The organism is Faecalimicrobium sp. JNUCC 81, from assembly GCF_053667625.1.
Genome location: NZ_CM132203.1, coordinates 2,571,242 through 2,590,981 on the forward strand (window position 1 = coordinate 2,571,242; position 19,740 = coordinate 2,590,981).

Below are 19,740 nucleotides of genomic sequence, written 5' to 3' on the forward strand. Positions count from 1 at the left end.
CACACTTTTTATATTTTCCTATATATTGTGTTTTATAATTGTTATAAAGTAGAAATTGTAAATATTAAAATTTATTAAAATTTATTAAATTTATCTGTTGTATGTATATTTTGAATATATTTTTAACTTATTTAAATGTTTTTTTGAAATAGTACTTGTTTTTATTTTTTATATAATATATACTTATGGAACAGACTTAATTTAATAAGTTTGGATTTTTTAAATACACGGAGGATTTTTCTAATGAAAAACGGAATAGTAAAATGGTTTAACAGTGAAAAAGGATTTGGATTCATATCTGTAGAAGGTGGAGATGACGTTTTCGTACATTTCTCAGCTATACAAGGTGACGGATACAAGACTTTAGAAGAAGGCGAAAAGGTTAGCTTCGAAATAACTGATGGAGCTAGAGGACCTCAAGCTGCAAACGTAAATAGAATATAATTATATTAATATAGATATATTTTTATTTCAAAAGAAGAGCAAATGCTCTTTTTTTGCGTTATAATTAAATTTTAATATAAAAAAGTACCTACTAGTAGGTACTTTTTTTATTATCTTTCTAAATAGTGCTTTATTGAATTACTTACCTTTTTAACTACAAACTCACTTCCACCTTTTTCTTTTACATCTTCTATAATCATAGATACTACTATTTTAGGGTTATCAGTATTTATCGCTACGAACCATCCATTTTCGCTTCCATTAGGATCTTCCTTAATTTTTTTAATTTCAGCAGTTCCCGTTTTTCCTGCTATGTTTATTCCATCTATCTTACCAATACTAGCCGTTGCATCATTTTCATTTACAACAGCAGAAAATACATCTACTAATTGACCTATATGGTTACTATCTATTGCTTTTTTATAAACTTTAGCTTCTTTATTTTCACTTATAACTAACCTTGGTGCCATTATATTACCTTCATTGCCTAAAGAACTATATGACATGGCCACATCTAAAGGACTCATTAAAACTTCTCCTTGGCCATAACCTGTATCAGCTAATAGTATTTCATTATCTAAATTTTTATTATTAGATATTTGTGATTTTTGCATAGGGTATTCAAATTTTAATTGTTCTCCAATTCCAAATTTTTTACTTCCTTCTATATATTTATCACTGCCTATTTTAAGTGCTTTGTCTGCAAAATATATATTATCAGAGTATTTAACTGCATCTTTTAAATTAATATATAATTTATCTCCTTTAACCCTACTTATTTTGTAATGTCCCCAAGATCTATCTTTTTGCCAATCTTTATCTTTTATTTCCATGGCTTCACTTGGATTAATTACTCCACTTTCTAAACCTATAGCTGATGTTATTAACTTCATTGTAGAACCTGGAGAATATACATCGTTTGCTCTATTTTGAAATTGTGCATTGTTACTATTTTTGTATATATTCTCTATTTCTTTTGTTTTATATGTTACTAAGATATTAGAGTCATAAGATGGAGAACTTACCATAGCTAATACTTCTCCAGTTTTAGGGTCTAAGGCTATTGATGCTCCTTTTTCTTTATTCATTTCATTATATATTTTATTTTGTAAATCTGAATCAATAGATAATTTTATATCTTCTCCATTAGTCGGATTTGTTTTTTGTATAGTTATTTTTTCTTCTCCTCTTTCTAAGTAGATATAAGCCCCATCTTTGCCTCTTAGCTTTTCTTCATATATAGATTCTAATCCTGATTTTCCTATCCTACTATATGGACTATATCCTTTTCCTTTATTTTTGTCTAATTCCTCTTTATTTATTTCCCCTATATATCCAATTAGATTTCCTAGTGCTTCACCTTGTATATATACCCTTGAGTTTTTTTTATATACTTTAACACCTTCCATTTCAAATAATTTATTCGCTTTATCTACTTCATGGTCTGATACGTCTACTATAGGAACTAAGTGTTCTGGATTAGTATTTTTATTTAGTTTATCTTCTATATAACTTTCATCAATATCTAAAATTTGAGCCATCTTACTTATATTTTCTTCTTTTTTTGCTTCAAATACACTTGGGTGTATTTCTATAGAGTTTACAGTACCATTAGTTGCAAGTTTATTTCCATTTCTATCTAATATGCTTCCTCTTTCTGCAAAATTATTTACTACCCTTACTTTATCATCTTTTATCATATTAGGAAGTATTAAACTTTCCTTCCATTTTACTTTATATGTTCTATCTTCTTTAGCTAAATCTATATTAAAATTATCAAATTTTAAATCCCCAGCTATTGTGTTCATACTTACACTTATTGGCATATCAGATGAATTAGATTTATCACCTTTATTTATATCTATTTTTATATTATTAGCTCCTATTGCTGAATATATATTTGAATATCTTTTTATAAATGTGTTTTTATCAATATATTCCTTAGATTCTTTAGATAGTAATTCATACATATTTTCATAGCTTTGACTGCTCCATGCTTTTATATATTTATCTAAACTATCTTTTTCTTTATCTGCTTTATTACATCCTATAATATTCAAACTAATAGTAATTATAATTAAAAGTATTAAATTAACTTTTTTATTTATATTTTTCATACTAATCCCCCTAAATTTACCTAAAATGACTATTTTTTATATTTTCTATTTCCCCATAATGAAGGCCTATTGCTTCTCCTACTTCTCCATTTAACTTTCTCCATACATAATTATGTAATTCTACTCCATTATCAAAATTGCCAGCTTCCCATTTTTTTAGTTCGTTACGCAAATAGTTTTTGCTGCTTTCATCAGACATATTTTCTACACCTTTTAAGGCTGCATCTATTGTTTTAGGACTTATTTCTGTGTAACCTCTAGAGTAATCTCTAGCAACGATTATCCCATTTGCCATTTCATGTATTAGGTTTATAGTTTCTTCATCTGTTACTGGTATATTTACGCTATCTTCGTGTACCTCTATATACTTTTCATCTTCTTTAGGTTCATATATAGCCCCTTGATTATGTACTTTCTCATCTTTATCTGACAAATTCGGTTGTGCAAGTTCTTCTTTTCTTACCTCAAATTTTATTTTCCCATTTTTATCTATCTTAGCCCTCGGTAAAATCTTATCTATTTCTGTAATACGCGCTATCTCATCAATATGCAGTATGTTATTTATATTTTGTAATAATTTTTCTATATAAGGTATTTTATGTGCTAATATCGGATTATAAGCCCCAATGGATAATATTATAGTTATACTTGCTACTACAGATGTTGATATTTTTTTAAACTTTTCTTTTTTCATATCATTTTGTGCTTTATCTATTGATTTTTTAGCTAGAAACATCATGTCATCAGGAACTTTTATATTACTTATTTTTTCTCTATCTATATAAAATTCTTCCATTTTTTTATCTAGTTCTTTTATATCTATCTCATCAAAATCTAAATCATTTATATCATCTAGATTATTTTTATTTATCTTATCCTTAGTCATTTTTATATCCCTCCCTCAATAAATTTTTCATGTCACTTATAGCTTTTCTTATATGTGTTTTTATTGTATTTACAGGGCGATTTAGTATATTTGCTACTTCTTCTACTTTCATATCATGAATATATCTGAGGATAATTGCGTCTTTATACTTATCTTCTAGTTCATCTATAGCATTATATAAATCTATTTTTATCTCCCTTTGATCGTCTACAACTACCTCTTTTATAAATGCCTCTTCATCATGTTCTAAATCTATAATTCCGTTCTTTGATAAAAAATCATTAGATACATTTATAAGTATTCGCGTTATCCATGTTTTAAAATACTCAGGTTGCCTCAGTTTTTCTATGCCTCTAAATGCTTTGTATACTGTTTCTTGAACTACTTCTTTAGCATCATCTTCATATTTAGTTCTTAGGTATGCTTCCCTATATAAATAATTCATATGTACCCCTATTAACTGTTCAAAGGCTTCCCTATCACCTTTAATAGCTCGCTTTACTGTAACTATATCTTCCATATTTTCTCCCTCATTATATACTTTCATTTATGATTACACTTATTAGACATTGTCCTTAAACAAAACGTTTTAAAAACTTTAATTTTTTATTAAAACTATGGTTTCATAAAATAAAGCATAGAGAAAATTCTTCTCTATGCTTTATTTTATTAATTGCATCACAAATTAGTATCCAAATTTTATAATAATTCATTTTATATTAAAATCATTCCCTACGAATATTATTTTATAATAACTTTTATCTTATTGTAAATGTATAAATCTTACCAATTACTTCTACATAGTCAGTATAATAGTTCTTACTACTGTCTATAGAATCTGATGGTCTTATTACTTTTATTAAATAATAATTATCTTCTAGTTCCTCATATTCTTTTACATAATAATTTCCGATAAGATTGTTAAATTCATTATATGTTATTTGTTTTTTTCTTAATAAATTTCCTAGTATATTTAATTCTTCTTCCATTATATTAATACACATCCTTATTTATAATTCGCATTATTTTCTCCATATAATATCATTGACATACATCTAAACAAATTTTAATAAGCTATAATAAAAAAGAGCTAACTAATAAGTAGTTAACTCTTTTTTATTATTAAAGAATAATATAATTAATTTCTTCATTATTTTTTATATATGAGTAAATTATATTAATAAAATCTATATCATCTTTATTTATTAAATTTTGTTTTTCTTTAGGATTTATATCTTTTTCTTGCATTTCTGTTATTAAATCATTTATATTAATTAAATTAAAGTTTTTAGTCTCTATTATTTTAGAGTTTTTTAGGATTCCATATTCAATTATGTAAACTTTAAATTTATTTTCTTTTAGCTTAATCCAAGCAAATATTCTTTCTTTTTTATTCATAGTATTTATAATATTCTGCTTAGATAAAAAACTTTTAAGTAAATCTATCTTATTACTTATTACTGATGCTTTTTCAAAATTAAGCTTTAGTATTTCATCCTGCATTTTATTTTCTAAACTTTTTAGTATATCTTTATTTTTTCCCATTAAAGTATCTTTAACTTTATCTAATATTTTATTATATTCTTCTTTGCTAATTGTTTCTCTACATGGACCTAGACATTGATTCAAGTCATATTTTACACACTTTACTAATCTTTTGCATGATCGTATTTTATAAAATTCAACTAAAATTTCTTTTATTTCTTCTATTTTTTTTTCCATGCTATATGGACCAAAATATAAACTATCATTATCTATTTCTTTTACCACTTCTATATATGGATACTCTAAGTTTTTATGAACTTTAATATACTTATAGTTCTCATGATTTTTCATTAATTTGTTGTAAATAGGCCTTATTTTTTTAATCATCTCACACTCTAATAAAAGTGCATCTAATTCTGTATCTGTAGTTATAATTTCAATATCATAAATTCCTTTTACCATTCTAGTCACTTTTCTTGAATGATTTGCTGAATTCACAAAATAACTTTTTATTCTATCTCTTAGTTTTTTTGATTTTCCAACATATATGATATCTCCATTTTTATCTTTCATCATATATATACCCGGAGTTTTTGGGAATTGATTTATCTTTTCTTTTAGTTTCATAATATCCTCTTTATTTTACAACTATATAATTTATTAGACTAAATGCTACTATATAACTATTATATATATTATTTTTTATTTATCAAGAACCAAACTTTTACAAATATCATATATTATATTAGGCTTTATATCTCATAAAGGAGTTGATAGTATGCCTAAATCAACTGAGCAAATGCCTAAAAATTTCTATAATTATCTTTTAACTTTTTTAAATGAATATGTAGAGCTTTACACATACTTTAGCCTTGATCCTTTATATGGTGAAGTTGTAGAAGTAACTCCTTTAGTAATTGTACTTGATTCAAAATATTTAGGTAAACTTAATTCATCTTTTAATGAAAGTTCAAAATTTTACCTACCTTTAAATTCAATAGTATCTATTAAGAAATTATAATTATAAAAAATTAGAGCCACAGAATTATATACTGTGGCACTTTTCTGAGTAAGTATTTTGCTATTTATTAAAAATTTCATTTTACAAAATACGTCATTCCTTAATTTATCCACAATATTTTCTAACCATTTTTATTATTTTGCTTTGTTTTAATCTTTTTATAGACATAAATTATTTATTTTCCCTAAGTTTTATAAGCATATATTGGAGAATGGTTTTAAAAGGTATTTTAACTTTTAAGTTCAATTTTATAAAAATAAGGAGTGATAAAATGAAATATAAAAAGTATATAATTATTTTAAATATATTATTGATGAATCTTTTTACAGGTTGTTCAAGTATAAATGCTGAAGATTATATTCCAAACATAGATGTTCGCGGATTAACACTAAAAATATCTTTAATACAAACAGCGTACGAAATGTATAATGTAAATATAGGAAGCCCAGACACATTTTCAGAAGCATTATACAAAGATTATGGAAAAGAAGCTTATAAACATTATAAATGGATTAAATCTTCATACAATGAAATGGATAATAATATGAAAAAAAGTTTAAAAAATATTTTTACATATGGTAGCCATTTAGATTATGTATATTCCGTTATAAATTTAGATGATAGTACTACTACTCAAGAAATAGTTAATACTATTATTAATGATGAAAATTTAAACTTGCCAGGATATCTAAAAAAAGATATTAATAAGTTTTTTAATTATTTTTATGATAATTATTTTGAATCATATTTTAAGAAAAATGTAAATAAATTCGATAAAAAATCAAACAAGATAAATGAAATTTTAAGATTAAATGATGTTAATGTTATAAAGTTTATGGAAACTACCTCTGGAATAAAATTTGATAAAGAAATTAAGTCAGTTTTTTATTATAATTTCAACCCATTCCAACATCAAGAGTTTAAACAAGAAAATCTTTTAGTATCAACTATACAACCAGATACAACTGCTAAAGATATTTTAAGTATTCCTTTTTATGAATATTCGCATTCTTTATTTAAAACATTTACCAAAACTCCTGAGTTTTTAGATATTTGCAATTTATTAAAAAAAGATAAAGAATTTATGCAAGCTTATAATGATATAGGTAAAGAACTTTATACTTTCGAAGAATGGTGTGAGGAAAATTTAGTTGAAGGATTTTCAAAATATTTAGATTATAAATATTATAAAAGTGCATATGAATATACTAGATTTGCTTATGACTTAGATTTTTATAATTATTTAAAAGAGCACAACTTTAACCCTAATAAAATTTCTTTAAAAGATATTAGTATTAAGTTTTATAAAAGTAAATGCTAATTATATTTTAAAATAATAAAAAGAGTTATTAATGTAAATATTTACATTAATAACTCTTTTTATATAGACTTACTATTAAGTTCTTCACTTCTCATTCTATATGAAAATATTGCAGTTTCGCTAAGCTTATCTATTAGTTTTCCATTGACATAAAATCCTACAAATGCTCCTACTCCAGGCATAAGTTGGAAAAGTTTTGCTATGTCTAAGTAGTCTCTATATTGTTGTTGAAAATTTTGCCAATCAAATTCATTTATATTATCAGGAAATGTTTTTACATATTCATCCCAGTTTTCCATTTTATAAAATGTCTCATTCATGTTTTTTTTACTTGAAAATGCTAGCTGTAATATATGTAGTATATAGATTCTTTCTCTATAATCTGAAACATCATATCCATATATAGCTGCAATATCATAAAGCAGTTTTATTTTGATACCAAGTAATAATGGTAAATCTGTAAGTCCTATAAGTATACCTGCTGCTCCTGTTGAAGCGCCTTCTATTCTAGCTGTAGTTTTATATGTTTTAGTTTTTTGTGCTACTAATACCTCTCTTTCTTCTAATGAAATATTTTTGTATGGTTTTTTTGTTATATATTTATATCCAAACAAAACTGATTTTGTCATACTTTTTATTGCTTGTGTCATTATTTCATGATATTTCTGTGGCAATACTTCATTAAATTTATTTTGTACTCCTTTTGATGCCCTTTCAATTATAGATGGATTTTTACGCATGGCTTTTTTCCATTTATCTAAATCTTTTCTTGCCATAACATTATAACTATTCATATCTATCTCCTAATAAAATATATATTCTCCATTTTTATATTTCCACTTTCCTATATAACCTTCACTATAAGCTCCTAATTCAAAGTGTAACATAGATATTCCTAAATCAATCTTTTCATATCCATGATTTTCTTTTATTATTGTAGCCTCAACTTTATTATCTTTTAACTTATAACCTACTGGCTTTTTATTTAATGCCGATGGAGCCTTCGATACATAATTTATTCCAACTTCAACCCATGATGGTATTTCTTTATTATGTGATATTAGTATATCATTAAATGATTTTTCATTTTTATTAAGTGTCTTTACAAGCTTTTCTTTAATAGATAAATCTCTATCTGTATTTCCTATTGCTATTATACAAACTAACTCCTCATTTTCATTAAACTTTATATATTTTTTACATTCTTCTTTTTTATATGTTCCACCTATCCAACAAGTTCCAAGATTTAAACTAGTAGCTTCTAAAACTATACTTTCGCCGTAGTATCCAAGTTTTTCTTTATAATTTTTTATATTTTTATATCCTACTAATGCTATAAATGATTTGGCTTTAGATATCATTCCATAAGATGCCTTAAATCCACTTATACCATCTTTGCCATCCTTTATATATTGAATATTTAACTTTGTTCCTTTATTTATATTATCTATCAATTCTTTAAGTATTTTTACGTCTTTTTCATTTACATCTTCTTCAGTATAGGTTCTCCTAGATTTTCTATTATCCATTGCATTCATTTATCCATGATTTTTTTAGTTCCATAGTATAAACTCCTTTGTATATAAATTATATATAGTTTTTGTAATTTTTTTAATTATATTTATATATAAATATAACTTTTTAAATTACATCTTTATGAAGAAATTTATCCGATGTTAATTTTATTCCTATTGCCCCTATTGGAGCTGTTATAAGTACACTTAGTATAGCTATTGCTTGCATTATTTCGCCTCCTATTACACCCATTTGTAGTGGTATAGCTGCCTTTGCTGATTGTACTGTAGCTTTTGGAAGATATGCTATAATACAAAACAGTTTTTCTTTCTTAGTAAGATTTGTTCCTATAAGTGCTATTAATACTCCTATTGAACGAATAGATAATGAACATGTTAATATTACTAACCCTATTAAGAAGTACTCCCCTACTAAATTAGGATTTATAGCCATTCCAACAAATACAAATAAATACAGTTTTCCTACTTTCCACATAGCATTCATACTGTCTAATATAATTTTATAGCTATCAGTTATATAGTTTCTAATAAAAAATCCATATATCATTATAGTTAAAAGTGAATTAAAAATTTCCACATGTAAATCCTTTTCTATAAATCTCATTAATAAACAAACTAAAAATACTAAAAATACTTTCACATATTTATTTGTTATTTTTTCTATAAATGGTTTTGTTATCTTCGATATAATAAACCCAACTCCTATACTTAATAATATAGTTAATGGTATTAAAATAAGTTCAAATATAAATGAGGTACTTTTTCCACTTTGACTTTGCATATATATTCCTAGAAATGTAGTGAATAAAGTTATAGCTACGGTATCATCTGCACTTGCACCAACAAGCAACATTTGAGGTATAGCTTTATCTTGACCTACTTTTCTATCTATTAAAGAAACCATCGATGGTATAAGCACAGCAGGGCTTACTGCAGCTATTATAAATCCTAATATTGCTCCCTGTACAAATGTAAAATCTAATAAAATTGTACTTAAAAAAGCTATGGTAAAGCCTTCTAGTATTGCAGGAACTGTACTTAAAAGTACTGCTGGTCTACCAATCTGCTTTATTTGAGATACACTTATTCCAAGACCTCCTATAAATAAAATCGTAACCAATCCTATATCTTTTATTAATGGAGCTATATCTATAGTACTCTTAGGAACTAAATTTAGTATGCTTGGTCCTATTAACATTCCTATTATTATCATACCTATTAATGATGGAAGCTTTACTTTTTCGGCTAATTTTCCACTATAATTTGATAAAACTCCTATTAAAATTAAACTTATAACTACAATCATAATTCCCTCCTAATATTTTTTATTTTGCAAAAAAATAGACTCCTACCCTTTATATAAAAGAGTAGGAGTCATTAGCTTTCGCATTTAATGGCGAACTCCATCGCCTGTGTAGTTTTATAAATTCATAATATCATATTATTTAAAAAATGTAAATTTTATTTTGCAAATGTTCATTTATGCACAAATTTTATAGATAAAGATATTCATACATGTTAGTATGAATATATAATTTAATTGGAGGTAATTTTATGATTAAAATGACTATTGAGGAATTATTTGATGTGGGGGTAAGCTTTGAATCTTGTGTAGGAGATGGTACAAAAGGTGAAAGACTTAGAATTCCTAAAAATTTATCTAGATTACACCTTAGCGAAAATTTAATCTCTGAGATACAAGAATTTAAAAAGGAACTAAAATTTTTAGTTTCAGGAGAAATATGGTGCCCTGACTTTCAACTTAATGCAACTATAGTTAATAAATTCTGTGAACTTAATCCTAACTTTGATATATCTATAATATCTACAGCACGTGGGAAAAAATTTTTAGCTCCTATACTTGAAATTGAAAATTTTAAAGGTCCTACTATTGTAATACTAGATAATAACTACAATATTTTAGGTTTATTTGAAGAAAGACCTAAAATAGTAGCTAATGCATCTAGCTTTGATGATATAAAACTTGAGTATTATAAAGGTAAATATATGCTAGATAGTGTAAATGATTTCCTTGAAATTATGAGACAAGCTTAATACTATTTTGATAGCCTAACTTTGAGCAATTAAAGTTAGGTTTTTTATTTATAAATTCTATTAATATTTTATGCCAAGCTTTAATATAATTTACTATTTACGTCTATCTTTATGAGGTGATTAATTTTGTTATCTATATCGCTTGATCTTATTCAAACCCTAATTTTATCTATATTACTTTTTTTATTAGGTAATATAATAAAAAATAAAAGCAAATTATTGACTAAAATGTGCATTCCATCTCCTGTAATAGGAGGATTACTATTTTGTATTTTAAGTTTGATTCTTAGAATTTTTAAAATATGTGAAATAAGTATGAATACTAGCCTAATGAATTATCTTATATGCTTTTTCTTTACCATTGTTGGACTTTCCGTAAGTATAGCTTTGGTAAAAAAAGGAGGTAGTTTATTAATTAAATATTGGCTACTCTGTGGTGTATTAGCTTTTAGTCAAAATCTTTTAACACTTATTTTATCTAAATTAACTAATATAAATCCTCTTTTAGGGCTAATGTGTGGAACTATATCTATGGAAGGTGGACATGGATCTGCTGCTGCTTATGGAGCTTCTATAGAAAGTCTTGGAGTAGAAAATGCATGCAGCGTTGGTATTGCTGCTGCTACTTTTGGCCTTATTCTAGCTGGTGTATTAGGCGGTCCTGTGGCAAAATATTTAATTGAAAAAAATAATTTAAAATCAACTAATTTATCATTTAATTTTAATAGACATAATCAAAATCAAGTTAGCAATAATTTCAAACTAAGTCCATCATTATTTCTTGAACAAGTATTAGTTGTATTACTTTGCGTAAGTTTTGGAGAACTTATTTCAAAATTAGTATTTAATATAAACGGTATAATAATACCCGCTATAAGTGGATGTGTACTTTTTGCAGCTATATTTAGAAATACTAATGATAAGTTAAAATTTATAAACTTAAATTTTAAAATTTTAGATTTTCTTAGTGAGATTAGTCTAGGTTTATTTTTGACTATGGCACTTATGAGTATTGATTTATTTAAATTATCTAGTTTATTTGGACCTATTGTAATAATCGTAGTATCTCAAGCTATTTTTATAGTTTTATTCTCCATATTTATAGCCTTTAAAGTGCTTGGTAAAAATTTAGATGCTGCAATAATTATAAGTGGGCTTATTGGACATGGTCTTGGCGCTACTCCAAATGCACTAGCTAATATGACTTCTGTAAGTCAAATATATGGTTATTCTGAAAAAGCTTTTTTAGTTGTACCTCTAGTTGCTGCTTTTTTACTAGATGTATTTACAATGCCTTGTATAATTTTATTTATTAATTTATTAGCTTAATTTGTTTTAATGTTTAAGTTTTATAAAAATGCCATATACTATAATAGAATTTTAATTTGGAGGTAATTTATGGACACTAATTTAAACTGTATGGCTCACAATTGTGCTTTTAATAAATCTGGCGATTGCTATGCTTCACATATAAAAATTGAAGGATTTGATGCAGCTATAACTCCTGAAACTTATTGTGACACATTCAAAAATGGATCATACTTTAATCTTTCAAACTATAGTGGAGAAACTTCCCTTACCAGTACCCAAGATATATCATGTAGTGCAGTTAATTGTACTTACAATATTAATGGTGGATGTAATGCTAGTCACGTAGATATAAACTTTGAAAATAGTAGTTGCGAAACTTTTATAGCTAAATAAAAAGAGAGGAATAAAATCCTCTCTTTTTACATTACTGTCTCTAATTTATGTTCTTCTTCAACTTCTTCTAATACTCCAAGTTTCTTAGCTACAAGCTTAGTTGTACTAGCTTGAACTACTAATGTTATAAGTATTGTCATAAATACTGTTGATGATATTATTTCATAACCTGGTAGTTTCATAGAAACAATTATTCCAGATAGGGCTGCTGGTATAACTCCCGTTTCTCTTACCCACATCATAAATAGTTTTTCTCTAAAATTCCAATTAGCTTTCTTATCAAATAAGCAACAAACTAATACTACTAAAGGTCTTGCTATAAACATTAGTACTAAAACTACTCCTAATGATGGTAACCAGTACTGTGATAATGAGTTTAGATCTACTTGTGTTCCTAATACAACAAATATAGCCATACGACATAATGATCCGATACTTTCTCTAAAACAATGTTCGGAATGGAAGTCATATTCCGGAATCCAAAGACCAAATATCTTTTTATTTCCTGCGATAAGACCCGCTATAAATACTGCCATATATCCACTACCATGAAGTAATGTTGCTAATTCATAAGATAAGGCAACTTGTAGCATAGACATTATTGGTGCGTATGAGTGGAATACCCCCCATTTTTTATCAGATATTAATACTGAGAATATATATCCTGTTACTACACCGATTACTACTCCAACACCTGCTGATACAAATAACTCTTTTAAACTTTCTCCTAATGAAAATTCTCCACTTGTAACTACTGCCAATAATGTAGAAACTAATATTGCTCCAACTGCATCATTAAATGCTGATTCACTAACTACAGTTTGCTTTATTTTATCTTCTATCGTAACTTGTTTAAATACTGGTATAAGTGCTGCTGGATCTGTTGATGCTATAACTGCTCCTAAAAGTAAAGCTGTCATTATAGGTAATGCAAATATTTTTCCTGCAAATAATCCAACTACTACAGTTGATACTATAACACCTAATGTAGCTAACATACCTACACTTATTTTCACTTTGTTTAAAACTTTTAAATTTATTTCTCTTCCACCTTCGTATAATATGAAAGCAGAACCAAATGTAAGAATTAAGTTATTCTCTATTGGAAATGCTTGAATACTTACTAAATTTAATAACGATGGGCCAATTATTATTCCTGCTAATAAATATAAAATTACGTCTGGCACTTTTATAATTTCACTTAATTTACCTAAAACTATACCCGTTATAGCTATAGCTGCAAATATTAATAGTAAATTATTAGTTGCTATTGCTTCTACTGTACTTTCCAATTAAATCACCTCTTATTTATATATATCTATTTTCAATAAATCCAATTATATTCCTATTCTTTTCTTAAGTCAATTCATTTTGTTAGATTCCGAACATTTTTTTTAATATAATTTTAAATGATATCTATTAATTTTTTTTATAGGTATTTTCAATATTTTGCAATTAACGTTTTCCATATTTTATAATTTTTTTTAATTTTTTTTTTATTTTTTTTTTAATTTTAAAAAAATATTTTATATTAAAAATATATAATACTAGAGTAATATTTTATATTATGTTATAATTTATCAAATTATATATTTTATTCAAAGGAGGGGAACATAATTATGAAGTACGAAATTATTCTATTTGATGCAGATGATACACTATTTGACTTTAAAAAAAGTGAAGATTTTGCTATAAGAAAACTAGTATCTACTCTAGATTCTAATTTTGATGACGAGTATATTATAGATACATATAAAGATATAAATACTAAAATTTGGATAGAATTTGAAGAAGGTAAAATTACTTCTGATGTTTTAAAAGTAGAAAGATTTAATAGGTTAGTCAAAAAGTTAAATATAAATTCTGATGCTAATGAACTTTGTAATATGTATGTTAAATTTTTAGGGGATGGATCTTTCTTGTATCAAGAAACTGAAGAATTGTTAAGTTACCTATCTAAAAATTACAGAATCGGAATAATAACTAATGGTCTAGCAGACGTTCAACATAGAAGAATTAGAAATTCTATTATAGGCCATTATTTTGAGAATGTTGTTATATCTGATGAAATAAAAATAGCTAAACCAAGTCCTGATATATTTGAACATGCTTTAAATAATTTAAGTCATAATAATAAAGAAAGTGTCTTAATGATAGGGGATAGCTTAAATTCAGATATAAAAGGTGGAATTAACGCTGGTGTTGACACTTGTTGGTTTAATCAGCATAAAAAAGAAAATAAATCAAGTATAAAGCCTACTTATGAAATAAATAGCTTATTACAATTAAAAGATATATTATAAACAAAAATGACAGCCTTTTAATATTAAAAGTCTGTCATTTCTAGATTAAGACAATTTTTTATTTAATTTACTCCAATTTATGTATCCATATATCGAATTGAATAAGTATGCCGACCACATTACAATCATAGTAACACTTCCCTCTGGTGTTTGTAATAATATTACCCACATTACAACAGATACAATATTTACGATTATCCATATTAACCATTGTTCTTTATATCTTAAAACTTGTAAGATAAGTGCAACTACTGATGTTACCGTAGTTATAGAATCTATGAGTTGAAGATTTCCACCAAATGATTTAAGTAATTGGTAATACGCAAATATAGACACTATTACTCCTATAAATAACAATATTAGACCTTTTTTAGTCAATGCCTTTGCCTCTACATTTCCATCTTCATCTTTTTTCTTATTCCATAATAAAAAACCTATTATATTCATTGGAATAAAGTAAAGGGCATTTAGCATTACTTCCCCATATAATTTATTTCCAAAACATAGCCATGCATATAAAGCTACGTTTATTGTTGCAAAGAAATATGTTGATATCTTTCCTTTAGCACATAAAACAACACCTATAATTCCTGTAACTCCGCTTATTAAAGCTACTACTGAATCTTTCCATATTACACTTAATGCTACCATAGTTATAGTCGAAACTATTAACCAAGTTTTTTCAAATAAAGTCCAATCATTTAATAATGACTTCTTATTAGCTACATTTTGCATTTTAAATACTCCCCTTTATTAAATAAATGTTTTTCTATTTTAGGCCCCTTAATACTTACAACTTTAGATGCTACCTCATTTGCTATTTTACAAGAATCTTCAAAGCTATATCCTATGGACTTAGCCGCTATAATACTTGCTAAATGACTATCTCCTGCACCTATTGTGTCAACTACTTCAACTTTATTGCCATCAATTAATTTAATTGATTCTTTTAATCTATTCTTATATTTTGCTATACTTGGATTTAAATATAGCACGCCTTTATCTCCTAGCGTTATAAATACTGTATTATTACTTTTACTATGTATATCAAATATTGCATCTTCTACACTACTTAATCCTGTATATTCTAATGCTTCTTTATCATTTAAATGAATTATAGGATATAAGTCATATATTCTTTCTAATATATTTTTATCTAAATTAGAAATTCTAGGACCTGGAGCAAAGTAAATATTTAAATGATTATTACTTTCTAAAAAATCACATATTACTTCTCCACTTTTTCCTTCTAATTCATATCCTGATATGTAAATATTTTTATAATCCTTAGAATTTAAAGAACATAGCCATTCTTTTTTAAATTCACATTCTGTTCCTTGAATAGTTATATATGTCCTCTCTCCATACCCTTCAACTAGACATAAGCAATACCCATTATCTTTTCTATTATCCCTTATTAACACTTCATATCCATTATTTAATAAATCTTTCTCTACTAAATTCCCATATATTCCACTTCCTACAGGAACTACTAAATCATGTTCTACTTCAAAGTTTTTAAGTATGTTAGCTACATTGTACGCACAACCTCCAACAGTTAACACTTCTGAACTTGCACATATATCATCTCCTGATTTAGGTAGTTTATCTATTTCTAAAATTTTATCGACTATAGCTGCACCTAATACTAATGTTTTAATTTTTCTCACCTCTTTTTTTATCTAAAATCTCAATATATTTATTTAAATTTACTTCATTTTCTTTATCTAAAACTTCTAAATATTTCTTATTTATTTTTTCTATGCCTGTAAAAGCTCCACATATTGCCGTTGCCATTGCCCCTATTGTGTCAGTATCTCCACCTAAATTAGCACAAAGTAAACTGCATTTATTTGCATCCTTTGCATAATAAGCTATACTTAATGCTGCTGGTACTGATTCACTAGTTATAACACCAGCACCTATTATGTTATAAATACTCTCTAAAAACATATCATCATTTCCATCAAATCTTTTAGCCAATTCTACTCCAATCTTTGCTCTTTCAGCAATAGATGGGTTTATGGTATCATCTCCTAATTTTAAAGCTATCTTTTCTATTTCATAGACATCTTCCATGACTTTATCAAAATTATTATTTTCCATAGCTGAACTTACTGCCATAGCTATCATAGATGCTCCTGCTATTGCTATATCACTGCTGTGAGTTATTTTAGAAACTTCATACACATAGTTTACAATATTATTTTTCTCATTAGCCTTAAATAAGCATCCTATTGGAGCTATTCTCATAGCTGCTCCATTGCTTTGAGCTGTATTTGTAACTTCACTTGCATCCTTTCCTTCTCTAAAACTTGATAATGCAAGCTTAGAAGTCGGCCCTAGTATATTATTTTCAAATGCATTTTCTTTATCTGCCCAATCTAATAATTTGTTTGCTATGTCATTAGGATTTGGTATAAAGTTTGTATCTATTAATGAATTTATTATTATCAAAGCTTGAGCTGTATCATCTGTATATTGACCCTTTGTGTAGTTACATGCTACATCATTTTCTTTAGGTCCATCTAAAAAATCTTTTATTTCACCAAAATAACTTTTAATTTTCTTTCTACTCCAAAGTTCTGGCGGCATTCCCATTGCATCGCCTAATGCCATTCCGTATATTGTTCCTGCTATTTTATCTTTCATATGTCCTCCTACCTAATATTCATTACATCTGTTAATAGATGTATAACAAGTTGTTATATATGATTCATTTTAATTCCCATCATAAATAATGTCAATAGTGTATTTCATTTCTTTCAAAAAGCCTTATTATTATAATTATTTTTACAATTACGCTATACTATTTGATTTTAAATGTCTTTTTATCTGCATACTATAGCTTAATTGTTGTATTTTAACTTTATAAATTGTTATAATATTAAGTACAAATATTGTTAAATGAGGTTTTTATTATGAATAATGTGTTGCCAAAGTATTACGTTATAAAAAATGATATAATAGAAAAAATCAATAACGAAAAATTTACTGCTAATCAACTACTACCTTCTGAAAGGGAATTTATAGAAGAATATGACGTAAGTAGAATTACAGTAAGACGAGCTATTGATGAGCTTGTTAAAGAAGGATATGTATACAAAATTCAAGGCAAAGGTAGCTTTGTAAAAGGCGATACTCTTAAACAGAAATTAACTAATGTACATAGTTATACTGAAGAAATTATAAATCATGGAATGGTACCATCAAGAAAAATTCTAAATATGAAAATAAAAAAAGTTGATGTAAAAAAAATGAAGAGATTAAATTTAAATGAAAATGATGAAATATTTATTTTAGAGCGTATATATTATGCAAATGATGACCCTATTTGCTTAACTAAAACTGTACTTCCTTATAAATTATTTCCTAAAATTGAGTGCTTTGACTTTGTTAATAATTCACTTTACTATATTTTAGAAAATTTCTATAATTTAAAAATTACAAGAGCTAGTCAAGTATTAGAAGCATCAGCTTCGACTACTAAAATTTCTGATAACTTAAATGTTGAAGATGGCCATCCTCTTTTACTTTTCAAAACTATAACTTATGGCTCTTTTGATGGAGTTGATGTGCCTTTTGAATATTTTAAATCCTATTTTAAAACTGATAAAATTAAGTACTCTATGGAACAATTAAGATAATTTGTTTTTAATAGAGTGTAAGGGGTATATTATAAATATATAATTTTTTATAATTGATTTAATTAATTATAGTGCTAAAATTATATATAGTAGTATTATCTTAAATAATTTTAACAATAATAAAGTATTGTAATAAATATATGTAAATCGGAGGGATGCGAGATGGGAAACTGTAATTCTTGTCCATCAAAAAGTAACTGTAGTAGTCAAGCAACTTGTAATATAGAAAATAATCCTAACAATAAAATAGGTAAAATAATCGGTGTAATGAGTGGTAAGGGGGGAGTTGGTAAATCAACTGTAACTGCACTTATTGCTAAGAAATTAAATAAAATGGGATATAAAGTTGGAATACTTGATGCTGATATAACAGGTCCAAGTATTCCTAGACTTATGGGCGTTAGAAACGGTAAAGCCTATCAAGGTCAAAATGGTATAATACCTGTAGAAAATTCAAATGGTATAAAAGTAATGTCTATAAATCTTATGACAGATGATGAAAGTCAACCAGTTGTGTGGAGAGGTCCAATGGTTGGTAATATGGTAAAACAATTTTATAGTGATGTACTTTGGGGAGAAGTTGATTATTTATTAATAGACATGCCTCCAGGTACAGGAGATGTTGCTTTAACTGTAATGCAATCTATTCCAATTAGTGGTATAGTTATGGTTTCAGTTCCACAAGATCTAGTATCTATGATAGTATCTAAAGCTGTTAATATGGCTGCTATGATGAAAATAAATGTATTAGGTGTTGTTGAGAATATGAGCTACATACAATGTCCTGATTGTGATAAGAAAATAAAGTTATTCGACGGTGAAGAAACTGAAAAATTCTTAAAAGGAATGGAACTAGACTTACTTGGAGAGCTTCCTATGACTAGAGAAATAGTTGATATTACTCATAATGGAGTTGAAGAAGTAAGTGATGAATTAGATTCTACCTTATCTAAAATAGTTAATAAAATTAAATAATAAAAAAACTACCTACTTATATAAGCAGGTAGTTTTTTTATTATTATCTATGCTTTAAATATACAAAATGTTCTTCTAATATACTTTCATACTTTAAAATAATTAAATACTCATTATAGTGAGCATTATACGGCTTAGTAAATTTACAACTAAGTACATACTCACTATCCTCTAGTTCTAATAATTCTACATCCTTTAGAAATTTCCTATCTAATAGTTCCCTTAATCTATCCATCTTTCTACCCCT

At 26.2% G+C, this 19,740-nt stretch carries 22 protein-coding genes and 1 riboswitch; of the genes, 9 read left to right on the top strand and 13 right to left on the bottom strand.

Annotation, left to right across the window (positions count from 1 at the left end):
- The first annotated feature begins 243 nt into the window (after positions 1-243).
- Positions 244-444 carry a cold-shock protein gene (locus JNUCC81_RS12875; protein ID WP_042275034.1) on the top strand — a complete coding sequence of 67 codons (201 nt, stop codon included), beginning with the start codon at positions 244-246 and terminating at the stop codon, positions 442-444.
- A 110-nt stretch (positions 445-554) separates the two neighbouring features.
- On the opposite strand, the gene JNUCC81_RS12880 is transcribed toward JNUCC81_RS12875, so the two are convergent.
- The 5 genes from JNUCC81_RS12880 to JNUCC81_RS12900 all read right to left on the bottom strand — a co-directional run bounded on the left by JNUCC81_RS12880 (position 555) and on the right by JNUCC81_RS12900 (position 5,559).
- Positions 555-2,561, bottom strand: a complete 2,007-nt coding sequence (locus JNUCC81_RS12880) for a penicillin-binding transpeptidase domain-containing protein (RefSeq protein WP_454093851.1) — start codon at positions 2,559-2,561, stop codon at positions 555-557.
- A gap of 16 nt (positions 2,562-2,577) precedes the next feature.
- Positions 2,578-3,447 (bottom strand): DUF6241 domain-containing protein, encoded by an 870-nt coding sequence (locus JNUCC81_RS12885; protein ID WP_454093852.1) that lies wholly within the window; start codon positions 3,445-3,447, stop codon positions 2,578-2,580.
- A complete protein-coding gene (locus tag JNUCC81_RS12890) occupies positions 3,440-3,967 on the bottom strand; it encodes a sigma-70 family RNA polymerase sigma factor (protein ID WP_454093853.1) in 528 nt (175 codons plus the stop codon). Before JNUCC81_RS12890 ends, JNUCC81_RS12885 begins: the two co-directional genes overlap by 8 nt.
- Positions 3,968-4,205: 238 nt before the next feature.
- Complete coding sequence (locus tag JNUCC81_RS12895) at positions 4,206-4,436, bottom strand: hypothetical protein (RefSeq protein ID WP_454093854.1); 231 nt, start codon at positions 4,434-4,436, stop codon at positions 4,206-4,208.
- Between the two features lie 133 nt (positions 4,437-4,569).
- The gene (locus JNUCC81_RS12900; RefSeq protein ID WP_454093855.1) at positions 4,570-5,559 is read right to left on the bottom strand and encodes a GIY-YIG nuclease family protein; all 990 of its coding nucleotides are present in this window, start codon (positions 5,557-5,559) and stop codon (positions 4,570-4,572) included.
- Positions 5,560-5,710: 151 nt separating this feature from the next.
- Here JNUCC81_RS12900 and JNUCC81_RS12905 point away from each other — a divergent pair, with 151 nt between their 5' ends.
- A complete protein-coding gene (locus JNUCC81_RS12905; RefSeq protein ID WP_454093856.1) occupies positions 5,711-5,953 on the top strand; it encodes an ATPase in 243 nt (80 codons plus the stop codon).
- Between the two features lie 271 nt (positions 5,954-6,224).
- The gene (locus tag JNUCC81_RS12910; RefSeq protein ID WP_454093857.1) at positions 6,225-7,274 is read left to right on the top strand and encodes a hypothetical protein; all 1,050 of its coding nucleotides are present in this window, start codon (positions 6,225-6,227) and stop codon (positions 7,272-7,274) included.
- A 59-nt stretch (positions 7,275-7,333) separates the two neighbouring features.
- Here the strand turns inward: JNUCC81_RS12910 and JNUCC81_RS12915 are convergent, their stop codons facing one another.
- From JNUCC81_RS12915 to JNUCC81_RS12925, 3 genes are all read right to left on the bottom strand, one after another.
- A complete protein-coding gene (locus tag JNUCC81_RS12915; protein ID WP_454093858.1) occupies positions 7,334-8,068 on the bottom strand; it encodes an EcsC family protein in 735 nt (244 codons plus the stop codon).
- A 9-nt stretch (positions 8,069-8,077) separates the two neighbouring features.
- The gene (locus JNUCC81_RS12920) at positions 8,078-8,812 is read right to left on the bottom strand and encodes a nitroreductase family protein (RefSeq protein WP_454093859.1); all 735 of its coding nucleotides are present in this window, start codon (positions 8,810-8,812) and stop codon (positions 8,078-8,080) included.
- Positions 8,813-8,915: 103 nt separating this feature from the next.
- Positions 8,916-10,115, bottom strand: a complete 1,200-nt coding sequence (locus JNUCC81_RS12925; protein ID WP_454093860.1) for a cation:proton antiporter domain-containing protein — start codon at positions 10,113-10,115, stop codon at positions 8,916-8,918.
- 55 nt (positions 10,116-10,170) lie between these two features.
- Positions 10,171-10,229: riboswitch (Fluoride riboswitch) on the bottom strand.
- A gap of 134 nt (positions 10,230-10,363) precedes the next feature.
- On the opposite strand from JNUCC81_RS12925, the gene JNUCC81_RS12930 reads away from it, so the two are divergent.
- The 3 genes from JNUCC81_RS12930 (at position 10,364) to JNUCC81_RS12940 (ending at position 12,568) form a co-directional block, all read left to right on the top strand.
- Positions 10,364-10,864 carry a thioredoxin family protein gene (locus tag JNUCC81_RS12930; protein WP_454093861.1) on the top strand — a complete coding sequence of 167 codons (501 nt, stop codon included), beginning with the start codon at positions 10,364-10,366 and terminating at the stop codon, positions 10,862-10,864.
- Between the two features lie 126 nt (positions 10,865-10,990).
- Positions 10,991-12,193, top strand: a complete 1,203-nt coding sequence (locus JNUCC81_RS12935; protein WP_454093862.1) for a sodium/glutamate symporter — start codon at positions 10,991-10,993, stop codon at positions 12,191-12,193.
- 69 nt (positions 12,194-12,262) lie between these two features.
- Entirely contained in the window at positions 12,263-12,568 is a 306-nt protein-coding gene (locus tag JNUCC81_RS12940; protein WP_208334854.1) for a DUF1540 domain-containing protein, read from the top strand.
- Positions 12,569-12,594: 26 nt separating this feature from the next.
- On the opposite strand, the gene JNUCC81_RS12945 is transcribed toward JNUCC81_RS12940, so the two are convergent.
- On the bottom strand, positions 12,595-13,860 hold the full coding sequence (locus JNUCC81_RS12945) for a cation:proton antiporter (protein WP_454093863.1): 1,266 nt from the start codon (positions 13,858-13,860) through the stop codon (positions 12,595-12,597).
- 327 nt (positions 13,861-14,187) lie between these two features.
- On the opposite strand from JNUCC81_RS12945, the gene JNUCC81_RS12950 reads away from it, so the two are divergent.
- Complete coding sequence (locus JNUCC81_RS12950) at positions 14,188-14,871, top strand: YjjG family noncanonical pyrimidine nucleotidase (protein ID WP_454093864.1); 684 nt, start codon at positions 14,188-14,190, stop codon at positions 14,869-14,871.
- 45 nt (positions 14,872-14,916) lie between these two features.
- Here JNUCC81_RS12950 and pnuC read toward each other — a convergent pair whose 3' ends face one another.
- The 3 genes from pnuC to JNUCC81_RS12965 are packed head-to-tail and all read right to left on the bottom strand — an operon-like array spanning position 14,917 to position 17,523.
- Positions 14,917-15,606 carry a nicotinamide riboside transporter PnuC gene (pnuC, locus tag JNUCC81_RS12955; protein ID WP_454093865.1) on the bottom strand — a complete coding sequence of 230 codons (690 nt, stop codon included), beginning with the start codon at positions 15,604-15,606 and terminating at the stop codon, positions 14,917-14,919.
- Positions 15,594-16,541 (bottom strand): PfkB family carbohydrate kinase, encoded by a 948-nt coding sequence (locus tag JNUCC81_RS12960; protein WP_208334624.1) that lies wholly within the window; start codon positions 16,539-16,541, stop codon positions 15,594-15,596. The genes pnuC and JNUCC81_RS12960 overlap by 13 nt, the downstream gene beginning before the upstream one ends.
- Positions 16,528-17,523: an ADP-ribosylglycohydrolase family protein gene (locus JNUCC81_RS12965; protein ID WP_454093866.1), complete on the bottom strand. Its 996-nt coding sequence runs from the start codon at positions 17,521-17,523 to the stop codon at positions 16,528-16,530. Before JNUCC81_RS12965 ends, JNUCC81_RS12960 begins: the two co-directional genes overlap by 14 nt.
- A gap of 269 nt (positions 17,524-17,792) precedes the next feature.
- On the opposite strand from JNUCC81_RS12965, the gene JNUCC81_RS12970 reads away from it, so the two are divergent.
- Positions 17,793-18,518 carry a GntR family transcriptional regulator gene (locus JNUCC81_RS12970; protein WP_454093867.1) on the top strand — a complete coding sequence of 242 codons (726 nt, stop codon included), beginning with the start codon at positions 17,793-17,795 and terminating at the stop codon, positions 18,516-18,518.
- Positions 18,519-18,680: 162 nt separating this feature from the next.
- A complete protein-coding gene (locus JNUCC81_RS12975; protein ID WP_454093868.1) occupies positions 18,681-19,493 on the top strand; it encodes an Mrp/NBP35 family ATP-binding protein in 813 nt (270 codons plus the stop codon).
- Between the two features lie 43 nt (positions 19,494-19,536).
- Here JNUCC81_RS12975 and JNUCC81_RS12980 read toward each other — a convergent pair whose 3' ends face one another.
- Positions 19,537-19,728 carry a hypothetical protein gene (locus JNUCC81_RS12980; protein ID WP_454093869.1) on the bottom strand — a complete coding sequence of 64 codons (192 nt, stop codon included), beginning with the start codon at positions 19,726-19,728 and terminating at the stop codon, positions 19,537-19,539.
- Between the last annotated feature and the right edge of the window lie 12 nt (positions 19,729-19,740).